Annotated in this window: 17 protein-coding genes, 1 pseudogene and 1 riboswitch; of the genes and pseudogenes, 14 read left to right on the top strand and 4 right to left on the bottom strand. The window is 38.8% G+C overall.

Features of this window, described 5'->3' with window-relative positions:
* Positions 1-2 precede the first annotated feature (2 nt).
* From ACFRAK_RS06825 to ACFRAK_RS06845, 5 genes are all read left to right on the top strand, one after another.
* The gene (locus tag ACFRAK_RS06825; protein ID WP_260287316.1) at positions 3-536 is read left to right on the top strand and encodes a histidine phosphatase family protein; all 534 of its coding nucleotides are present in this window, start codon (positions 3-5) and stop codon (positions 534-536) included.
* Positions 537-705: 169 nt separating this feature from the next.
* Positions 706-1,494, top strand: coding sequence for an HAD family hydrolase (locus ACFRAK_RS06830; protein ID WP_387597109.1), 789 nt, complete (start codon positions 706-708; stop codon positions 1,492-1,494).
* A gap of 115 nt (positions 1,495-1,609) precedes the next feature.
* A riboswitch (TPP riboswitch) is annotated at positions 1,610-1,724 on the top strand.
* Between the two features lie 135 nt (positions 1,725-1,859).
* Positions 1,860-3,641, top strand: a complete 1,782-nt coding sequence (thiC, locus tag ACFRAK_RS06835; protein WP_192207914.1) for a phosphomethylpyrimidine synthase ThiC — start codon at positions 1,860-1,862, stop codon at positions 3,639-3,641.
* Between the two features lie 22 nt (positions 3,642-3,663).
* Positions 3,664-3,834: a hypothetical protein gene (locus ACFRAK_RS06840; protein ID WP_387597104.1), complete on the top strand. Its 171-nt coding sequence runs from the start codon at positions 3,664-3,666 to the stop codon at positions 3,832-3,834.
* Between the two features lie 459 nt (positions 3,835-4,293).
* Positions 4,294-4,926, top strand: a complete 633-nt coding sequence (locus tag ACFRAK_RS06845) for a spore coat protein (RefSeq protein WP_387597101.1) — start codon at positions 4,294-4,296, stop codon at positions 4,924-4,926.
* Positions 4,927-4,983: 57 nt separating this feature from the next.
* On the opposite strand, the gene ACFRAK_RS06850 is transcribed toward ACFRAK_RS06845, so the two are convergent.
* The 3 genes from ACFRAK_RS06850 to ACFRAK_RS06860 form a co-directional block, all read right to left on the bottom strand.
* Entirely contained in the window at positions 4,984-5,349 is a 366-nt protein-coding gene (locus ACFRAK_RS06850; RefSeq protein ID WP_098370871.1) for a carboxymuconolactone decarboxylase family protein, read from the bottom strand.
* Positions 5,350-5,461: 112 nt separating this feature from the next.
* Positions 5,462-6,244: a cytochrome c oxidase assembly protein gene (locus ACFRAK_RS06855; protein WP_394571451.1), complete on the bottom strand. Its 783-nt coding sequence runs from the start codon at positions 6,242-6,244 to the stop codon at positions 5,462-5,464.
* Positions 6,234-6,752, bottom strand: coding sequence for a DUF2243 domain-containing protein (locus ACFRAK_RS06860; RefSeq protein WP_394571452.1), 519 nt, complete (start codon positions 6,750-6,752; stop codon positions 6,234-6,236). The genes ACFRAK_RS06855 and ACFRAK_RS06860 overlap by 11 nt, the downstream gene beginning before the upstream one ends.
* Positions 6,753-7,045: 293 nt before the next feature.
* On the opposite strand from ACFRAK_RS06860, the pseudogene ACFRAK_RS06865 reads away from it, so the two are divergent.
* The 6 genes and pseudogenes from ACFRAK_RS06865 (at position 7,046) to ACFRAK_RS06890 (ending at position 11,978) form a co-directional block, all read left to right on the top strand.
* Positions 7,046-7,885: pseudogene (locus ACFRAK_RS06865) on the top strand (manganese catalase).
* 458 nt (positions 7,886-8,343) lie between these two features.
* Positions 8,344-9,111, top strand: a complete 768-nt coding sequence (locus ACFRAK_RS06870; protein WP_394571453.1) for an arylamine N-acetyltransferase family protein — start codon at positions 8,344-8,346, stop codon at positions 9,109-9,111.
* Between the two features lie 221 nt (positions 9,112-9,332).
* The gene (locus ACFRAK_RS06875; RefSeq protein WP_387597089.1) at positions 9,333-9,950 is read left to right on the top strand and encodes a hypothetical protein; all 618 of its coding nucleotides are present in this window, start codon (positions 9,333-9,335) and stop codon (positions 9,948-9,950) included.
* 354 nt (positions 9,951-10,304) lie between these two features.
* Positions 10,305-10,448 carry an anti-repressor SinI family protein gene (locus ACFRAK_RS06880; protein WP_387597086.1) on the top strand — a complete coding sequence of 48 codons (144 nt, stop codon included), beginning with the start codon at positions 10,305-10,307 and terminating at the stop codon, positions 10,446-10,448.
* A 216-nt stretch (positions 10,449-10,664) separates the two neighbouring features.
* On the top strand, positions 10,665-11,234 hold the full coding sequence (locus tag ACFRAK_RS06885; RefSeq protein ID WP_387704808.1) for a YdhK family protein: 570 nt from the start codon (positions 10,665-10,667) through the stop codon (positions 11,232-11,234).
* Positions 11,235-11,459: 225 nt separating this feature from the next.
* Complete coding sequence (locus ACFRAK_RS06890; protein ID WP_394571454.1) at positions 11,460-11,978, top strand: GNAT family N-acetyltransferase; 519 nt, start codon at positions 11,460-11,462, stop codon at positions 11,976-11,978.
* A 336-nt stretch (positions 11,979-12,314) separates the two neighbouring features.
* Here the strand turns inward: ACFRAK_RS06890 and ACFRAK_RS06895 are convergent, their stop codons facing one another.
* Positions 12,315-13,151, bottom strand: coding sequence for an RMD1 family protein (locus ACFRAK_RS06895; RefSeq protein ID WP_387597080.1), 837 nt, complete (start codon positions 13,149-13,151; stop codon positions 12,315-12,317).
* A 459-nt stretch (positions 13,152-13,610) separates the two neighbouring features.
* Between ACFRAK_RS06895 and ACFRAK_RS06900 the strand changes: the two genes are divergently transcribed.
* The 3 genes from ACFRAK_RS06900 to ACFRAK_RS06910 are packed head-to-tail and all read left to right on the top strand — an operon-like array spanning position 13,611 to position 16,967.
* The gene (locus ACFRAK_RS06900) at positions 13,611-14,795 is read left to right on the top strand and encodes a glycosyltransferase family 4 protein (RefSeq protein WP_387597077.1); all 1,185 of its coding nucleotides are present in this window, start codon (positions 13,611-13,613) and stop codon (positions 14,793-14,795) included.
* Between the two features lie 20 nt (positions 14,796-14,815).
* Positions 14,816-15,139, top strand: a complete 324-nt coding sequence (locus ACFRAK_RS06905; protein WP_394571455.1) for a hypothetical protein — start codon at positions 14,816-14,818, stop codon at positions 15,137-15,139.
* A gap of 37 nt (positions 15,140-15,176) precedes the next feature.
* Positions 15,177-16,967 (top strand): glycosyltransferase family protein, encoded by a 1,791-nt coding sequence (locus ACFRAK_RS06910; protein ID WP_387597071.1) that lies wholly within the window; start codon positions 15,177-15,179, stop codon positions 16,965-16,967.
* Positions 16,968-17,217 lie beyond the last annotated feature (250 nt).

Here is a 17,217-nt window from a genome sequence, read left to right on the forward strand (position 1 = left end):
ATATGAAAATTGGTTTGGTACGGCATTTTAAGGTGGCACATGAATTTCCCACTGGGAGACCTGTTACGGCGGATGATATGAGGCAATGGTTTGAGGACTATGATGCAGCGGATATCATTTACGGAACGACTTTGTTTGGTGTGGAGGAATGGCAGGAATGTTATTGCAGTGATATGTCGAGAGCTGTCAAGACAGCGGAACATATCTATCCAGGTACGGTTCATCGGATGGAGGAGCTGCGGGAAATACCTTCCCCTCCACTTAAAGGAAAGGTTAAGCTGCCGTTCATCCTTTGGGCAATCTGGATCCGCTGCTGCTCGGTAATCAACAAGCAGACAAGGGCGGAAATTAAGATCGCTGAGCGAAGGATCAATAAAGTATTGGATGAGGTCTTAGCAAAGGGGGACAGGGATGTTCTGATCGTGAGTCATGCCGCCCTCATGGTATATATGAGGAAAGAGCTGATACGACGGGGGTTTAATGGTCCAAAGTTCAAGATTGCCAGTAATGGAAAGCTTTATGTATTTAAAAGATGATAAAGGGACTATATTAGGTTTCCTACCAGAAGGGGTAAGTCATTTTTGCTTATTTTAAGAAAGAGGAAGGCATTTTCCGAATAGTTATTCTTTTTTTATTGGTTGTGGTTTATTATTGTAATAGTGTAATTTCTACGAATTCAATAATAGGGGAAGAGGGGTGGACATTTTGCTGAAGGCAGTTTTTTTTGATTTAGATGATACATTACTTTGGGATCAGAAAAGTGTAAAAGAGGCTTTTGTGGCCACATGCGAAGTGGCTAAGGAGAAATATGGCCTGAATGTCGTCGAGTTTGAAGAGGCTGTGCGAAAGGAAGCACGTGAGCTTTATTCTTCTTACGATACATATGCATTCACTCAAATGATCGGAATCAACCCATTTGAGGGATTATGGGGAAACTTTCAGGATGATCATGATGAATTCCGGAAGATGGCCGGGATTGCACCGGCTTATCGGAAAGAAGCGTGGACGAGAGGTTTGAAGGCATTAGGGATCGATGATCAGGAATTCGGGCTTGAACTGGCAGAACGTTTCCCGGCCGAGAGACGCAAAAAGCCATTTATCTATGAAGAGACCTTCCGTGTTCTCGATGAATTAAAAGGGAAGTACAAATTGCTATTGCTTACGAATGGATCTCCTGAACTGCAAAATACCAAACTTGAAATTACCCCTGAACTGGTTCCTTATTTCGACCAAATCGTGATTTCAGGCGCTTTTGGACGAGGTAAACCAGATGCCTCCATTTTTGAGCATGCTTTGGAAATCATGGAGCTTGATAAGGATGAAGTATTGATGGTCGGAGACAATTTAATGACCGATATCCTTGGAGCATCACGGGTAGGCATAAAGTCAGTTTGGATAAATCGCCATGATAAGGAACGGAATGAAGTGATTCCGACCTATGAAATCAAGCATTTAGAGGAGCTTTACCCAATTCTTGAGAGCTTGGGGAATTAATTAATGGCACTCTCCAAATAACAGATTTTGGAGAGTTGTAATGAAAATATTAGGTCTTTCAAATTATTTACAGAATGAAAAGGGTGATATATAGTTACCCTGTAATCAATTAAATTATTCAGACTAGGGGTGTCCAATAAAAGTTGGGCTGAGAGAGAAGCGCATAAGCTTCTTAACCCTCAGGACCTGATCTGGTTCATACCAGCGTGGGGAAGTTAGAATCTACTAAACAATGACATTTCAATTGGTCATTTCTGTAGTCATACTAACGTTAGCCGGGTCTTAAATATGAGATCTGGCTTTTTCGTGCGAAATGGATTGGATTTTGTCCTTTTTAAATGAACTTAAAAAGGAGAAATGAAATCATGATGAGTAATTCTGTAAATGACATGAACGTTTCAATTATGTCCAGTTTTGCCGGGAGTAAAAAAGTGTATGCTGAAGGATCTAGACCCGATATTAAAGTACCTATGCGTGAAATTAAGCTAAGTCCGACTACAGGGTCATTCGGCGAAGAAGAGAATCCGCCTTTACGAGTTTATGACACAAGCGGTTTTTATACGGATTCAGATTATCCCATTGATATTCGAAAAGGTCTGGCCCCGATTAGACGAAGCTGGGTTCTGGAACGGGAAGATGTTGAAGAGTATGATGGCCGTGAAATAAAGCCCGAAGATAACGGGTATAAAAAAGTTGAGTCACAATCCAATGCCGAAGTTTTTCCGGGTTTGAAAAGAAAACCATTGCGTGCAGTGAAAGGGCAAAACGTGACCCAGCTCCATTATGCCCGTAAAGGTATCATTACTCCAGAAATGGAGTTCATTTCGATCAGGGAAAATGTGGCCCCTGAGTTTGTAAGAGAAGAGGTAGCTAGCGGGCGGGCTATCATTCCGGCAAATATTAACCATCCTGAAAGTGAGCCCATGATCATCGGACGTAATTTTCATGTGAAAATAAATGCGAATATTGGGAATTCGGCTGTAAGTTCATCGATCGAAGCTGAAGTGGAGAAAATGACTTGGGCTACACGATGGGGTGCAGACAATATAATGGATCTTTCCACCGGGAAGAATATTCACACGACCCGGGAATGGATTATCAGAAATTCACCTGTGCCAGTTGGGACGGTTCCGATATATCAAGCATTGGAAAAAGTGAATGGAGTCGCGGAGGATTTAAATTGGGAAGTTTTCCGGGATACATTAATCGAGCAGGCTGAGCAAGGTGTCGATTACTTCACCATACACGCTGGTGTCCTTTTGCGATACATCCCCATGACAGCCAAGCGAGTTACGGGAATCGTTTCCCGAGGGGGCTCCATCATGGCACAATGGTGCTTGGCCCACCACCAAGAAAGTTTCCTCTATACTCACTTTGAAGAGATTTGTGAAATCATGAAGGCGTATGATGTCTCTTTCTCATTAGGTGACGGCCTTCGTCCTGGATCCATTGCAGATGCAAACGATGAGGCACAATTTGCTGAATTGGAAACACTTGGGGAACTGACGAAGATTGCTTGGAAGCACGATGTTCAAGTCATGGTGGAGGGACCTGGTCACGTACCGATGCATTTGATTAAAGAAAATATGGATAAGCAGCTGGAAGTCTGTCAAGAAGCACCATTCTATACCCTGGGACCATTGACAACGGATATAGCTCCTGGATACGATCATATCACTTCTGCGATTGGAGCTGCCATGATTGGATGGTTTGGAACTGCCATGCTTTGTTATGTGACACCGAAAGAGCATTTGGGACTTCCGAATAAAGAGGATGTTCGGGTAGGGGTCATAACTTATAAAATTGCGGCCCACGCAGCTGACCTTGCTAAAGGCCATCCGCATGCAAGAAAACGGGATGATGCCCTTTCGAAGGCTAGATTCGAATTTCGTTGGAGAGATCAATTCAATCTTTCCCTCGATCCTGAAAGGGCGGTCGAATATCATGATGAAACTCTACCGGCTGAAGGTGCCAAAACAGCCCATTTCTGTTCAATGTGCGGCCCGAAATTCTGCAGTATGAGAATCTCCCAGGACATCCGTGATCTGGCGAAGGAAAAGGGTCTGGGTTTTGAGTCGGTAATCGATGAAGGGCTTAAAGAAAAAGCGAATGAATTCAGGAAAACGGACGGGGAAATCTATCAATGATTCCGACGAGAGGGAGAATTCGATGAATCGGGTAATCCAGATAAAAGTTGAAATGAAACAGTTGGAAACTCAATTGGAACAGCTGAAAAGAGAGCTGAACATTTTTCGGGAGAATTGTATTCATGAATTTGTAAAGCATGACTATAGTCAGCAATGTACAAAGTGCTACTTAATCGAAAGTCTGCAATGGTAGTGATGCCTTAATTGTCCTTTCATTATCTAATCCCCTTAATCATGCTGGGGCATTCAATCACAAAGTCAACATGATTAAGGGGATATTTTTATGCTCATTCATTAAAGCAAAGTTGGAAAATATAAATGCTGTTTGATACTTAACAGGTTATTCCTTGTAGCATTTCTTGATAACATTCATCACAGAGCATTTCATTTCTATCCATGTCAGTAACTTGAAACGTTACGGCATGGATTTTTTTCTTCCGTTTCATCAGTACAATAGAAGCATTTATATGTCATTAGAAATCCTCCCATTGAAATAAATGTGTTAATAGTTTAAAACGTCACGTTTTTTTTATACAGAAAACATGTCTGCAGCTTAATTGGTCTTCTTGGAAGAGTTTAGATTGAATAATCCAGTTGGGGTTCAACATACTAAACTTGTTCGCATCATTGATAAAACGAGGAGGGAAATACAATGCAAAACCAATATCAACAAGGTCAAGTACACCAGAACATGCAAACGGGTGCCATTCCCCCACAAATGAATCACGGTGGTCACGAAGTATTCGATGTACATGAAGTGTTGTCGGGAACGATTGGTACTTTAAACACGTATACTCTTTTGCGTCAGCATATCAAGGATCAGGAATTACTTGACATCATGGATCGTCAATATCAGTTCATCCAAGATGAATATAATATCTCATTGGAGTGCTTCCAAACGGGCCAGGATCCTTCTAAACGGACTCAGAGCTACAAAATGAATCAAGATAACGATTTTATATATGGATTGACACCAACGCAGCCAAAGAAACCTTTGCAATCCGTCTCGGAAATTACGGATGAATGCATTTCAGGCTTGATGCTTGGAGCTGTCAAGTCTGCAGCATCCATGAAAGCAATGGCAGCGCTTGAAATAACGAATCCGGTGGTTCGCCGCGTATTTGCAGATTCCGTTCCGAACTGCATTGAAATGGCATATGAGATTTCGATATATCAAAACAAACATCATTACTACCAAGTTCCACAGCTTGCGCAGCAGGATATGCAACAAATGTTGAATTCGTATGCACCGGCACAAGGAAATAACAACAATATGAGTCATTAAAAGCATTTGTTAAGAACATAAAGAAGGGATAGGACCAACTCTCCTATCCCTTCTTTATTATTGTTTCATCTGATTTATTTCCTGGATGCATTCCTGGACGAGGGTTACAGCCTGACTCATGGTGGCTCCTCCGCCAAATGCTGCGGTCACGCCAATGGCTTCAAGAATTTCTTGTTCGGAACAGCCTTGATCAAGACATCCTTTTGTATGATAGATAATACAGTATTCATCTTGAGAATATAAGCTTATTCCTAGTGCGATAAGCTGTTTTTCTTTCTGGGATAATTGACCTTCTTTAAAGCACTCTTCCGTAAATGAATTGAATTTCTCTGCGAGATCAGGCATTTTATGCGTAAAGACACCGATTCCAGCTTTATAATCACGAAGAGCATTTTCAGTAGAATTATTAGCTTCGAATTCCATTTTCCATTCAGCTCCATCCTAAATTTTTTTTATCAAAAATTAGTATGAGCCAAATGCTGGATGAATAAACAGAAACATGGAGTTTACCAAAGGAATCATGGAACCGTCCTTCCTACAAGGCAAATGAACCCTTAGGCCGGGTGGCTTTGAACCATTGATAGCAAAGGATGCAGATTAGTGCGACGTCAATGGCATCACCGGCATAGTACATTAGCATTCCACCATTTTCCGCTTGTTCCTTGGTGACTCCGCTTGGAGGGTGGGCAAAAATATATTTAGAAAGGATATCATGGGCGGCCAGTGAAATTGTAAAAACGATAGCTCGAAACATGAAGCTGAACCTGTGTGGCGCAGGGTCCATATAGATCATGGACGCAGTGAATAGATAGCCGGCTATGAACACGTGAAAATGCACCAAGGCATGTAGAAGAGAATTGTGATGAATCAACCCATATAACCCAGTCGTATAAAGGATCCAGAGTCCCCCAATATTAAGCGTGGAAGCAGTGATTGGATGACTTGAAATTCGCAGCGGCCAGCTTTTCAACAACTTTGAAAGTCGTCTTGCTGATTGTACATCAAGTGTTCGCAGTGCAAGAGTTATAGGTGCAGCAAGCACGAGTAGAATTGGTGCAATCATTCCAAGCAATAAATGACCAACCATGTGCGTGGTGAAGTCCATATGCGCCCGATTTGCTATGGGACCTATAATTGCAAAGGCTGCACAGATGGTGCCAAGAATCCAAAAGAAAGTACGGTATAAGGGCCATTTTTTATAGCGGCGATTCGAAAATACGACAGCTGCGATATAAATAACTATAACAAGTGAGAAAAGAATCAATAAAATCGGTTCAAAACCAGTTCCATTATCATGAATATGTCCATTACTGTGCATGGCGGCCGTCTTCTTTCATTTTAAGTAAGCTGCTTCTTGTTAGAATGACGATGGTAATGCCGATCAGTATCATGATTGCGGCTGCAATGTTCCAAATCAAGTCGTATGGGAGAATATCGACATTGTAACGGATTTGATGGAGACGCATTAGCTTGTGCTGGATGGTCCCATCATATAACTGAAAAGCACCTGCCCCAAGCAAAACTCCTCCTATCCACCTTTTCAGCCATAATCCCTTTCGGCGGCGAAGGTCAGCGAACATGAACAGAGACCCGACCGTTGCGAACCAGCTTAGGGCATGAAATAAACCATCCGAGACAAGTCCAATGCTGGATGTGGACTTGTCATAGAAATGATGCAAATTTAATAGTTGATGAAAGATGGTCTCATCGATGAATGCCACCAATCCGATCCCGAATAGAAAACCGGACCATAGATTACGAGCGGAATAAGTATATCGTAATTCTGAAATGGATTGATTTCTTTGATTTCGGGGCCTGAAATCCATTTTCCATCCTCCTTTTAAGTTTCTTTATAATGTGGTTGGTTTTCCTATATATGGTTCTTCTACTGTACCCTGTATTGTAAAGTTATAGACAGGTATATGGATCTTTTTAAATCTTATTAGTGATCCATTCATAATCCTAAAATAATCCTTGGATTTTTAGTTCAATGATCATTGTTGATTGCATGTAAACTTTTTCTAATTACTGTTCGTTATAACTGGATTCATGTTTCAAGCATGGGCAGGCGGGTAATAAAAACCTAGAAAGTCAACTATTAATAAAAGGAGGAGTTAATATGTTCCGTCATCAAAAAGAATTGCAATTTGAAGTTAAGGTAGAGCAGCCAGATCAATGCTTGCACGTCAAATTCAGGAAGTGTTAGGTGGACTGTTTGGGGAAATGACTGTCATGATGCAATATCTTTTTCAGGGCTTTAACTGCCGTGGAGAAGAAAAATACAAGGATATGCTGATGGATATTGGTACAGAGGAAATTGGACATGTAGAGATGCTTTGTTCGCTCATTAGTCAATTACTTGATGGCGCTTCTCCGGAAGATCAGGCAGAAGCTGCAAAAGATCCTGCCACAGCAGCGATCATGGATGGAATTAATCCCCAGCATTTGCTCGTAAGCGGACTTGGCGGACTGCCAACCAACTCAAATGGGGTGCCTTGGAACGGATCTTATATTGTAGCGAGCGGAAATCTATTAGCGGACATGCGATCGAATCTCCATGCTGAAAGCCAAGGACGCCTTCAAGTGGCCCGCTTATACCATATGACCAAAGATGAAGGGGTCCGTGCTACTTTCCGTAAAATGTTAGCCCGTGATCGTTACCACCAATATCAATGGATGGCGGCCATTGCAGAACTTGAAGAAAAAAATGGCGTAGTCGTTCCCGCTTCATTCCCACTGGAAGCGGAAATGGAATCTCAATCGGAAGCGTACGAATTCTGGAACTTGTCAGAAGGTAAAAGGAGACGGCCTTTGGGCAACAGGAAGCGCTCCAGATGGTACGGGAGATTTTGTTTATGTTGCTGAACCAGTTGCAAAGGGGCAGATTCCTAACCCTAAGGTTCCAGCAGCACAATTGCATCATGACTTGGATAGAAGTCAATCACTTAATAAAAGGTAATGGAAGCTTTTCAAAAAAGGCTCGATGGCCCCTAAAGGGACATCGGTTTTTTTATGTTAACAAAATCTGATTATTTGCGTGTGGGTATGTTTTGGAGTAGCATAGTTTCCATCTTCAAGACAACTTTATTAAAGGATGGTCACTACTTTAAATATAAGAAGAGTGACAAATGAAAGCAGTAGGTGAGTAAAAATTGCTATCTAAAGATTTTTCCAAGCCCACCCTGGAAAAGGTAGAATATTAATTAAGGTGAAAGTTTTTGCGATAAGTAGAACGGATATTATTTCACGAGTAGGGAAATCCGGTTATATGGCCAATCCAATATTGGTGAATTAAGTGTCTGGGGAAGTGGTGGAGCTAATGGCAGAATGATTGAAGAATGAAATATGGACAAAGTATAATGAATATATACAAAGTCGAGATACTCTTCGTCGGTATCTGTCTAAGGGGGAATCTTAATGAATGAACTGAATGCATTATTCAGGAAAAGAATAGGGCTCCAGGAAGATGTGAAACTGACATTTGAGAAATTAGATGAAATGCTGGAAAAGACAGCGAAAACCATTCCTTTTGAAAACTTATCGATCATGGCATCCCATCTGAGTGATATTAATAAAACGAATATCAGGAACAAAGTCCTCGTGAGGAATGAGGGTGGATTATGCTATGAATTGAATGCAGCCCTTTATTTTTTCCTGAAGGAGAATGACTTTGATGTATTCTTGGTACGGGGTGTCATCTATAATCAGGGGTGGATGACCATAGGAAGGACCCATGTCACCATTTTATTGAACCATGAGGGGAGAACCTATTTGATCGATACGGGTTTTGGCGGGAACCTGCCTTTAAAACCAGTTCCGTTGAACGCAGAAACGGTCGTTTCCCAAAATGGTGAATTCAGGATAAAAAAAGAAAGTACCGACCATGGAGATCATATCCTTGAATTGAAACTGAAACATAAGGATCGCGATTGGAGAATAGGGTATGCTTTTGATTCTTCAAAACCGGTAGAAAATGTAACGGAACTTAATGAGGTCCAAACGATCATCAGGGAAAATCCCCAATCGCCATTTAATAAACATTCATTAATCACCCGTTTGACAAACAGCGGGAACATCACTTTAACTGATACATCCTTTACACAGTGGGAAGATGGGAAAGTGACGAAAGAAGAAATAGATGGAACACGATTTAAAGAGTTAATGAAACAGCACTTCGATAGATAATGGATAAAAAGACTGAATATCTAAGGCGTCCATACCAAAAGACTGTCCATTCCCGACAGTCTTTTTTATGAATACCGGCAGCCAGGCTGCGGAAAGGAAGCGAAATTCGTAAAAACGTAGACAAACTCGCTTTTTTCGAATTTGCCTACAGTCTAAATAATCCATTACAGAAGTTTTTACAATTTATTCAATAAATTTGAATTCAGTGGGGTGAGAAGGATATGGAGAGGAAGAATCGATTGGTTTTTACTAGATCGAATGCAGCTGCTAAACGAGAATTCGATGAAGCGATCACCATTTTGGAATATAGCGTAATGCTCGTTGAACTCTTTGGATTAGAAGAGTTCAACAATATAATTGCCGGACAGTTAAGGTTGATTTTATGTGAAACGAAAAATACGCGCATTAAGCGGGAAAAGGTCACGATTGACCAATCCTTAATAAAGAAAATCAATCCTAACCCGAAATTATATCCCATTAAAGACTCCATTCAAATGAGCAATGTTCATATCACGGAAGACCTCTTCGATTATACTAAACAGAGGATTGAACTTAAGCTTTGGAGAAATCAAATTATCTATAAAACCGACATTGAAGGGGAAATCCAGGAAATTAAAATCATTGATTTTATTAAGGAAACAGCTAATAAGATTGGCGGTGCGCAAGCTATATCAAGTTTCCCTAATAAGTCCATTATTTCGGATGGACATACCAAAATCATGTTAATAGGTATAGCGAAAGGGTTATTCAAATCCATAGGCAGGGATTATAAAAAACATGCCTCCATGAACCTTTCGCATATCATGCAAAAAATCGAACAATCAACTTTGGGAGACTAGACATAAGAAGGACTTTTGACCAAGTCCTTCTTGCTTGATTACCAGGCAATATCCGGAAGGATTGATCACCTCAAATACCCTCTATATCCATCTCATCTCTTTTTACCTCTGTTAAACTACGCGAGAGCATGCTGTTCACTTTTATTATGAAATAATTAAGGTTATTAATATAGAAGAATGGGGAATTCCCTGATTACAAACAAACATGGGGGCCTTATGGTAAATGTAAAGACTTATTAAATTTACACTAAAATGCAGCTATGGATGATTGAGTTAATTTATAATGATATTCCGAATATAGTTTTACACATTATTGGAAAAATAGACTAAAAATAAAAAGAAAGAGATGATGATATGAAGGATTTTGATGGAAACCTTCCTGACGAATGGCTGGAATTAGTCACATTGGCAATGAAATCAAATATTACAAAAGAGCAATTCAAAAAGTTTTTGCAAGAAAAGTCGAATAGCAATAAAAGTAAAGATTGTGGTGGCTAAATAGAATTCTGTTCAGCCAAAAAAAGGTGATTTTTCTATCTGCGGGAATGGTTCTTCTTTTTTCAGACCTTTAATATTAACGCCATCAGGTTCAATTCAGGCAAGACTATTGCAAAAAAATGTATGGGGCTCCATTACTTTTTTCACGAGTCACTCCATATTTTCTGCATATTTAATTGGTAAGATGGATGCAATCATAAAGGAGGTTTACTCAATATGAAAAAAAGAACAAAATTGCCTATCATCCTATCATTATTGGCAGCGCTGTTTTTAATCCTTGGCGCATGTTCCAACAGCGATGATAAAAACAAAGAGGATAAAGAAGAAATGGGACATAGTGAAATGGATATGAACCATTCTAGCTCGGGTGATGTTCCTGAAGAATTAAAAGCTGCAGAAAAACCAACATATGAAGTTGGAAGTCAAGCGATTATCAAATCAGGTCATATGGAAGGCATGAGGGGGGCTGAAGCAACAATAGTGGGTGCATTTGATACGACTGCTTATGCCATTTCGTATACGCCTGCAAATGGCGAGGAAAAAGTGGAAAATCATAAATGGATCATACAAGAAGAAATCAAAGATGCAGGAGAGAAGACGTATGAACCCGGAGCGAAGGTCACAGTAAATGCTTCTCATATGGAAGGGATGAACGGGACAGTCGCTGAAGTTGAATCTGCTGAAAAAACGACTGTTTATATGGTCGATTATACACCGACTACGGGGGGAGAAAAAGTAAAGAACCATAAATGGGTAACGGAAAGTGAATTATCGGCATCTGAATGATTTAACATCATGATTTGCAAAACCGAAGAAGAAAATAAGCCTTGGTTATCCTTAATGGTCCTTTTTTACCAGGAACGTTTTTTAAAAAGGTTGTAATCAACTCGCTTTTCTTCGAGTTTTTCTACAGTCTGAAGGAATGGCAAACAAGCCATTCCTTTTTTTGTGAATAAACATTTTTGAAAATTATTGTTTGTAGTGGATTGTAAAACTTTAGTATCTGTTAATATGGATTTATCAAAATGTGAAAAATGGGGTGCAAATATGTTGACTGGATTAACCATTAGGCCTTTTATCGAAAATGACTATGAGGCGCTGAGCAACTATTGTTTACCTATAGAACAAGCAATCTATACTTCCTTACCTTTGAAAGTTATCGAAGACTTCAGAAAGGATAAATATAACCTTCCCATGGTCATTTATTTAGATGAGGAGTTGATCGGCTGTTTTGCCTTATATACGGATAAAGCGGGAAATCAATATACAAGTAATAAGAATGCGGTTCTTCTTAAATCATTCTCCTTGGATTTGCGCCATCAAAAAAAGGGGCTGGCTTTTAAGACTTTAAAAGTGTTGCCTGAGATGATCAAACTAAGTCATCCAGATAAAAATGAGATTATACTAACAGTGCATCATTCGAATGTTCCAGCGATAAATTTATATAAAAAAGCTGGATTCGTTGACAAAGGATACAGATTTAACGGGGAAGAAGGGGAGGAATTTATTTTCCATTTTGCTCTGGATTAAGTGAGCTTTAGATAACTTCCGGAATATATAGAGGGCAGTGGAACGTGTTGGCAACCCCGGGGGAGTATGATAGAAGAAAAACGTTCTCCCATAAGAGGTAAACGATAGGGGGATCAATCATTATTAGAGGCATAAAGGAGATGCAAATCCCAAAAAGTACCTAGTCCCCGGTATGGAAGGAATTTAATTAAACTTCCATATACAGTAACTTAAAAATGAAAGAGTGGTTAAACGCAAAATAAGCATCTTAATGATGCTTATTTTTTGAAAGTTCTCCATCCAACCTGCCATGCAGGAAAATTTTCACCATTGATATGGATACGACATGTTCAGAATTCATGGTATCCATCCTACAATTTCTAAAATCGTCAGAACAATCTCAAAGACAATGAGAATCACAATGATCCATTCAACGAATAGTCCCCTGATCGAATGGCTGATGTTAGAAAACCCATCCATAATGTTATATAAAATTTCGGTTTTACTTTTCAAGATTTTATACCGATCATTCAATTCAAAAAAATTAAGCATTCTGTCATAAAATTCGCCGGCAATACTGCTTGTCCATGTAATATCAGGTTTATCCAGAATCATGATATACGCTAGGGTATTGTACTCGTGACGAACGATTTTTGCCGTCGTCCTCGCTAATTCCTTGTTGCCGATTCTTAGCTTGCCTTTTTCCAGCCGGTCTATCATGGCTTCGAGCTTGTCGTGGATTTTTCCGAGTTGTTCCTCTGTTTTTTCAAGTGCCACCGATTTTGCGAGAATGGTGGAAATTAATTCAGGATAGAAAAATTCATATTTAGGCACAACTACATATTCGTCTGTCAAATTGATGTTTTCAGTTTCACTGAAGTGAAGGCTGTAATCGTCTGTATATCTGTCTACATTAACGAGATCAATGTCCGGCTCGAAAGAATGGATAAAGGATGAAAACTCCTTAATCTCATCCGCGTGTGAGTAATTAATGAAGACAATGCTGCCAAAGGAGAAAACCAGCACCTGTTGCGATTCGTCCACATTTTTATTAAGGATGGAACTTAGAATATCGCCTTTAAGGATTAAAGGCTCTTCCCAGGTGAATTTTTTAGGAATGCCGCAATGAATGGCGATTTTGTTCAAATCAATTTCATTAGTGATTGCACATGCTTTAAAGGTAATGGGTTCCATCTATATCACTCTCTTCAGCAAATTGGTCTTTTTTCGATTCTATTCTATTCTTACAAAAACATGCTTGAATAATTCTTGAAGGTAGAAAAAGGTACTGATTGGTCCCTGGACCAAATAAATTCCATTAAGGATATGATGAGCTTTTGATTTTATGCTATACACTCCCAAGTCCTATTAACAGACTTAAATATAATAGTTTATATGTAAGAGGGCGATTATACGAATGCTGATCCTTCCGGTTATGTCATTACTGAAATTTAACAAAAATATATAAAAGTTCATGAAAACTTTACTTATATTTACAGAATTCTCATATTGATGTCGATATTCAGTAATACATGTTTGTTATAATCGATTGACGGTTTTAAAAGTGATTGGAAAAGGGTCTTCTAAAAATCCTTCATTTACAGATGAGTAGCAGGCTGATTGAAGATGACTGAATAGTAGGAGTGAACAAAAATGGAGGAATCTATAAATCTATATGAGCTTACATTTAGTGAAAAAGATAGATATGTAATCATTACCAATGCTTATCCGCATGAAGATCAGTTATATCGGAATGGGTTTATCCATCGAAGAGTCAAGGCTTATCTGGATGAGGGTTTGAAGGTCGATGTCTTTGTTTTGCATCCTGCCTATAAAAAAGCAGAAAAGTATACGTATGAAGATGTGCCTGTTTATCGAGGAACTGAACAGCATCTGCGCATTTTCTTAAATCATAAAGTACATAAAAAAGCGCTCATTCATTTTGTTAATCCAAAAATGGTACAAGCGATAAAAGATACGAACACAGATTTACCGATTATCACCTGGATACATGGATTTGAAACGGAGGCATGGCATAGGAGATGGTTTAATTTTCTTGAAAGCCCTGAAAGCTTGAGGAAGATACTTGAAATGTCGGAAGACTATTATATAGAACAGCTTTCTTTTATGAATTGGTTTTATCAAACGAATGAATTGGATACAACCTTTGTTCATATTTCCAAATGGTTCAAAGAACATATTGCGGAATGTGACGCAAGAACGGAATCGAAAAATTCAGTAATCATTCCTAATGTAATAGATGACAATCTGTTTACCTTTATGGAAAAGCCCGTTGAAAAGCGGACAAAAGTCCTTTCAATCAGGCCATACGCTTCACGAAAATACGCCAATGATTTATCGGTGAAAGCGGTGCTGGAACTATCGAAGAGACCATACTTCGATAAGTTGGAATTTGGATTTTATGGTGATGGGAAATTGTTCGATCAAACCGTTGAGCCAATCCTGGATTTTGAGAATGTAACGATTCATAAAGGTTTCCTCTCTCAGGAGCAAATCGCTGCATTACATAAGGAGTATGGAATTTTCCTTTGCCCGACCCGTTTGGATTCTCAAGGTGTTTCAATGTGCGAGGCCATGTCCAGTGGGCTAGTGCCGATTTCAACAGATATCACGGCAATTCCGGAATTCGTTAAACACGACGTTTCTGGCCTTCTTACAAAACCTGAGTCCCCTATCGATATTGCGGATGCAATAGAGCGCTTATATTACAACTCGGACGTATTTTTAAGAGTGTCAAAACAAGCTTCTCAGTCGATTCGTGAAAAATGCGCGGTAGATGTTGTTATTAAAAGAGAATTGGAGATTATCCAAGGTTAAATGAGGGGAGTTTTTTCAATATGGACGAACGAAACGAATATTGGAAAACTATGTATGAGGAACTTGAATTACAAATGAAAGACATGATGTCCATGACATTGGAGCTCATAGAGGCAAGTGGCACTGAAAAGCAAAAAATAATTGAGAATATGACAAAAGAAAATAATAGGCTCCGGGAAGAATTAGAAAAAAGTAAGATGGCCCAAAAAGAAAATATTAAGCTTAACAAAGAAATGCGAAGACTTAAGTTATTAGAACACAAATTCAACGTTACATATGCAGGGAAATTCACGCTAAAATATCTTGCGCTTAAATCATCTATTAAAGAGCAAATAAAAAAATAAAAATTCATACCAGATTTCAGTCATTGGAGTGAAAACTTTGAATTCACATGAACTAGTTGAAAACAGAAAAATGAAGGTGCTTCTATTTGGCTTTATTGACATGAATTCAATGGATGGATCTGCAGTATTTTTATCTTCCTTAGCATCGACCATTGCTTTAGATTCCAACATCGAAGTTGACTTGCTTTTAGCTAGCCCGGTCAAACGTGATATCCTAATTCAGCCTCTTGAGAAATTTGATAATATAACCATTCTCAATCCTTTTGTTGATCCTTTTTTTAGGGCCACCGATGATGAGTGGGTAAAAAAAGGTGTCATTGATTTTGATATAGCTGAAATGCTCATTTCACATTATTGGAGTCAAAATGAATATGATTGGCTATTTGTAAGAAGCATTGAGACTGTTGAAAAAATAGCAAAGCATGAGCATATCATAAAGAATACATTAGTTTATGCTACAGGCTTGACTCACATAGGTCAGGATGTTAATGAAGAAAAGTTTAAGAGCATCAAAAATATATATGATCAGTGTGCGTATTTCTTATGTCAAACAGAAGAGATGTGCGATTTTGTCATTGAGATTCTTAATTTGAATAAAGAAAAAAACAAAGTTTCCCTGCTTACGCCGATGATACCGAACGTTGAATCAGCAGAAGGGCAGACCCGGTTAAAAAACAAACTTGTATATACAGGGAAATTCGACCCGGACTGGAAGACCATTCCCATCATTACTGCTTTTAAAGAATTAAAACGTGAGATTCCGAATCTGTCACTTGATGTAGCGGGGGATAAATTCAAATGGGTTAAAGATGATTCTCATTTTAAGGAAGAAGCTGCATACCTCCTTAAAAATACAGATGGGCTTACATGGTACGGGGCATTGACAAGGGAGAATGCCCAACAATTAATCGTGAACAGTGATATTGGGATAACCTGGAGAAGTGAGGAAATGGACAGCAGTCTGGAACTGTCCACAAAGCTATTGGAGTATGGGATCTTAAGGAAGGCTGTAATAATGAATCCAACTGAAATGCATATAAAGCTTTTTGGCGAAGATTACCCGTTATATGCTGTTACAGAGAAGGATTTCCGTGAAGCTGTCAAATTAGCGCTATGTAATAAGGATATATATGAGTTTGCTGCGCAACGAATGTATCAAGTTAGCAGGCAGTTTTTATTTTCGGAAGCCATAAAAAAACTGCAAGGTCTATTATGGAGCAAACGTATTACAGATTATGTGATTGAAAGCTCGGATATGTTTTATATTGATGAAGATGATTTTGATGAACTGAATAAGCTTGCACCATCAAAAAAAGTGAAAAAATTGCCTGCAGAGTTTAATGGTGACGAAGTTTTTACCTATATTGTCAAAAACATACCTGAAGAAATAAAACGAGTTGAAAAACTGTCTAAACTGTCTGGGTATGGTCAAATCACTTCAATGGAAAAATCCGGATGTTATACATTTCTCCACATCCATAAAAGTTATGGAAACTTTGAACAAAATTTTCAAAATAACATGCCATATTTAAAAACGATAGGGTTTGAAACCTATGGCAATCCTAAATTAAAACCAAAAGATGTGGAAGTTTCAATGAAAGAACAGGCAATTGTCGATAATAAAAACAATGAATTTAAAGTGAAAAATAAAGAATTGGTTAAAGAAGTGAAGCAATTAAAAAAACTAAACACAGTTCAGCTTAAACAAATTACTAAGCTGGAAAAACAAAACCTAGCACTTGGGCGTAAATATGATTCACTTTCGAAGTCGAAAATGGGTAAAATGACATTCAAGTATTGGGATTTAAGAAAAAGGCTTAACTTTTAATAATGCAATGGCAGATACTTCTTAACTATATATTAGTCAAAGGAAAGCTCCTGAATGCTGCATGCATACAGGGGCCTTTGTCATTTATATCGAGTAAAGGAGCCCTTGCAAACTTTTTATGTATGTTGTCGATTTCCTCAGTATGTATAAAGCTGCGTCATTTTACTATTTCATGAAAATTAAAACTAAAACACTACTCTTTCACCATTTACCTAATAGACCGATTATCCTTTAGTAGTGTTATAATATT

It is taken from the genome of Peribacillus sp. NPDC056705 (assembly GCF_043656335.1).

Coding starts and splice junctions, on each gene's coding strand:
- ACFRAK_RS06855 (WP_394571451.1), bottom strand. CDS start 6,244: ATGCACAGTAATGGACATATTCATGATAATGGAACTGGTTTTGAACCG.
- ACFRAK_RS06885 (WP_387704808.1), top strand. CDS start 10,665: ATGAAAAAAAGAACAAAATTGCCTATCATCCTATCATTATTGGCAGCG.
- ACFRAK_RS06870 (WP_394571453.1), top strand. CDS start 8,344: ATGAATGAACTGAATGCATTATTCAGGAAAAGAATAGGGCTCCAGGAA.
- ACFRAK_RS06900 (WP_387597077.1), top strand. CDS start 13,611: ATGGAGGAATCTATAAATCTATATGAGCTTACATTTAGTGAAAAAGAT.
- ACFRAK_RS06890 (WP_394571454.1), top strand. CDS start 11,460: ATGGATTTATCAAAATGTGAAAAATGGGGTGCAAATATGTTGACTGGA.
- ACFRAK_RS06875 (WP_387597089.1), top strand. CDS start 9,333: ATGGAGAGGAAGAATCGATTGGTTTTTACTAGATCGAATGCAGCTGCT.
- ACFRAK_RS06845 (WP_387597101.1), top strand. CDS start 4,294: ATGCAAAACCAATATCAACAAGGTCAAGTACACCAGAACATGCAAACG.
- ACFRAK_RS06895 (WP_387597080.1), bottom strand. CDS start 13,151: ATGGAACCCATTACCTTTAAAGCATGTGCAATCACTAATGAAATTGAT.
- thiC (WP_192207914.1), top strand. CDS start 1,860: ATGATGAGTAATTCTGTAAATGACATGAACGTTTCAATTATGTCCAGT.
- ACFRAK_RS06840 (WP_387597104.1), top strand. CDS start 3,664: ATGAATCGGGTAATCCAGATAAAAGTTGAAATGAAACAGTTGGAAACT.
- ACFRAK_RS06860 (WP_394571452.1), bottom strand. CDS start 6,752: ATGGATTTCAGGCCCCGAAATCAAAGAAATCAATCCATTTCAGAATTA.
- ACFRAK_RS06850 (WP_098370871.1), bottom strand. CDS start 5,349: ATGGAATTCGAAGCTAATAATTCTACTGAAAATGCTCTTCGTGATTAT.
- ACFRAK_RS06880 (WP_387597086.1), top strand. CDS start 10,305: ATGAAGGATTTTGATGGAAACCTTCCTGACGAATGGCTGGAATTAGTC.
- ACFRAK_RS06905 (WP_394571455.1), top strand. CDS start 14,816: ATGGACGAACGAAACGAATATTGGAAAACTATGTATGAGGAACTTGAA.
- ACFRAK_RS06825 (WP_260287316.1), top strand. CDS start 3: ATGAAAATTGGTTTGGTACGGCATTTTAAGGTGGCACATGAATTTCCC.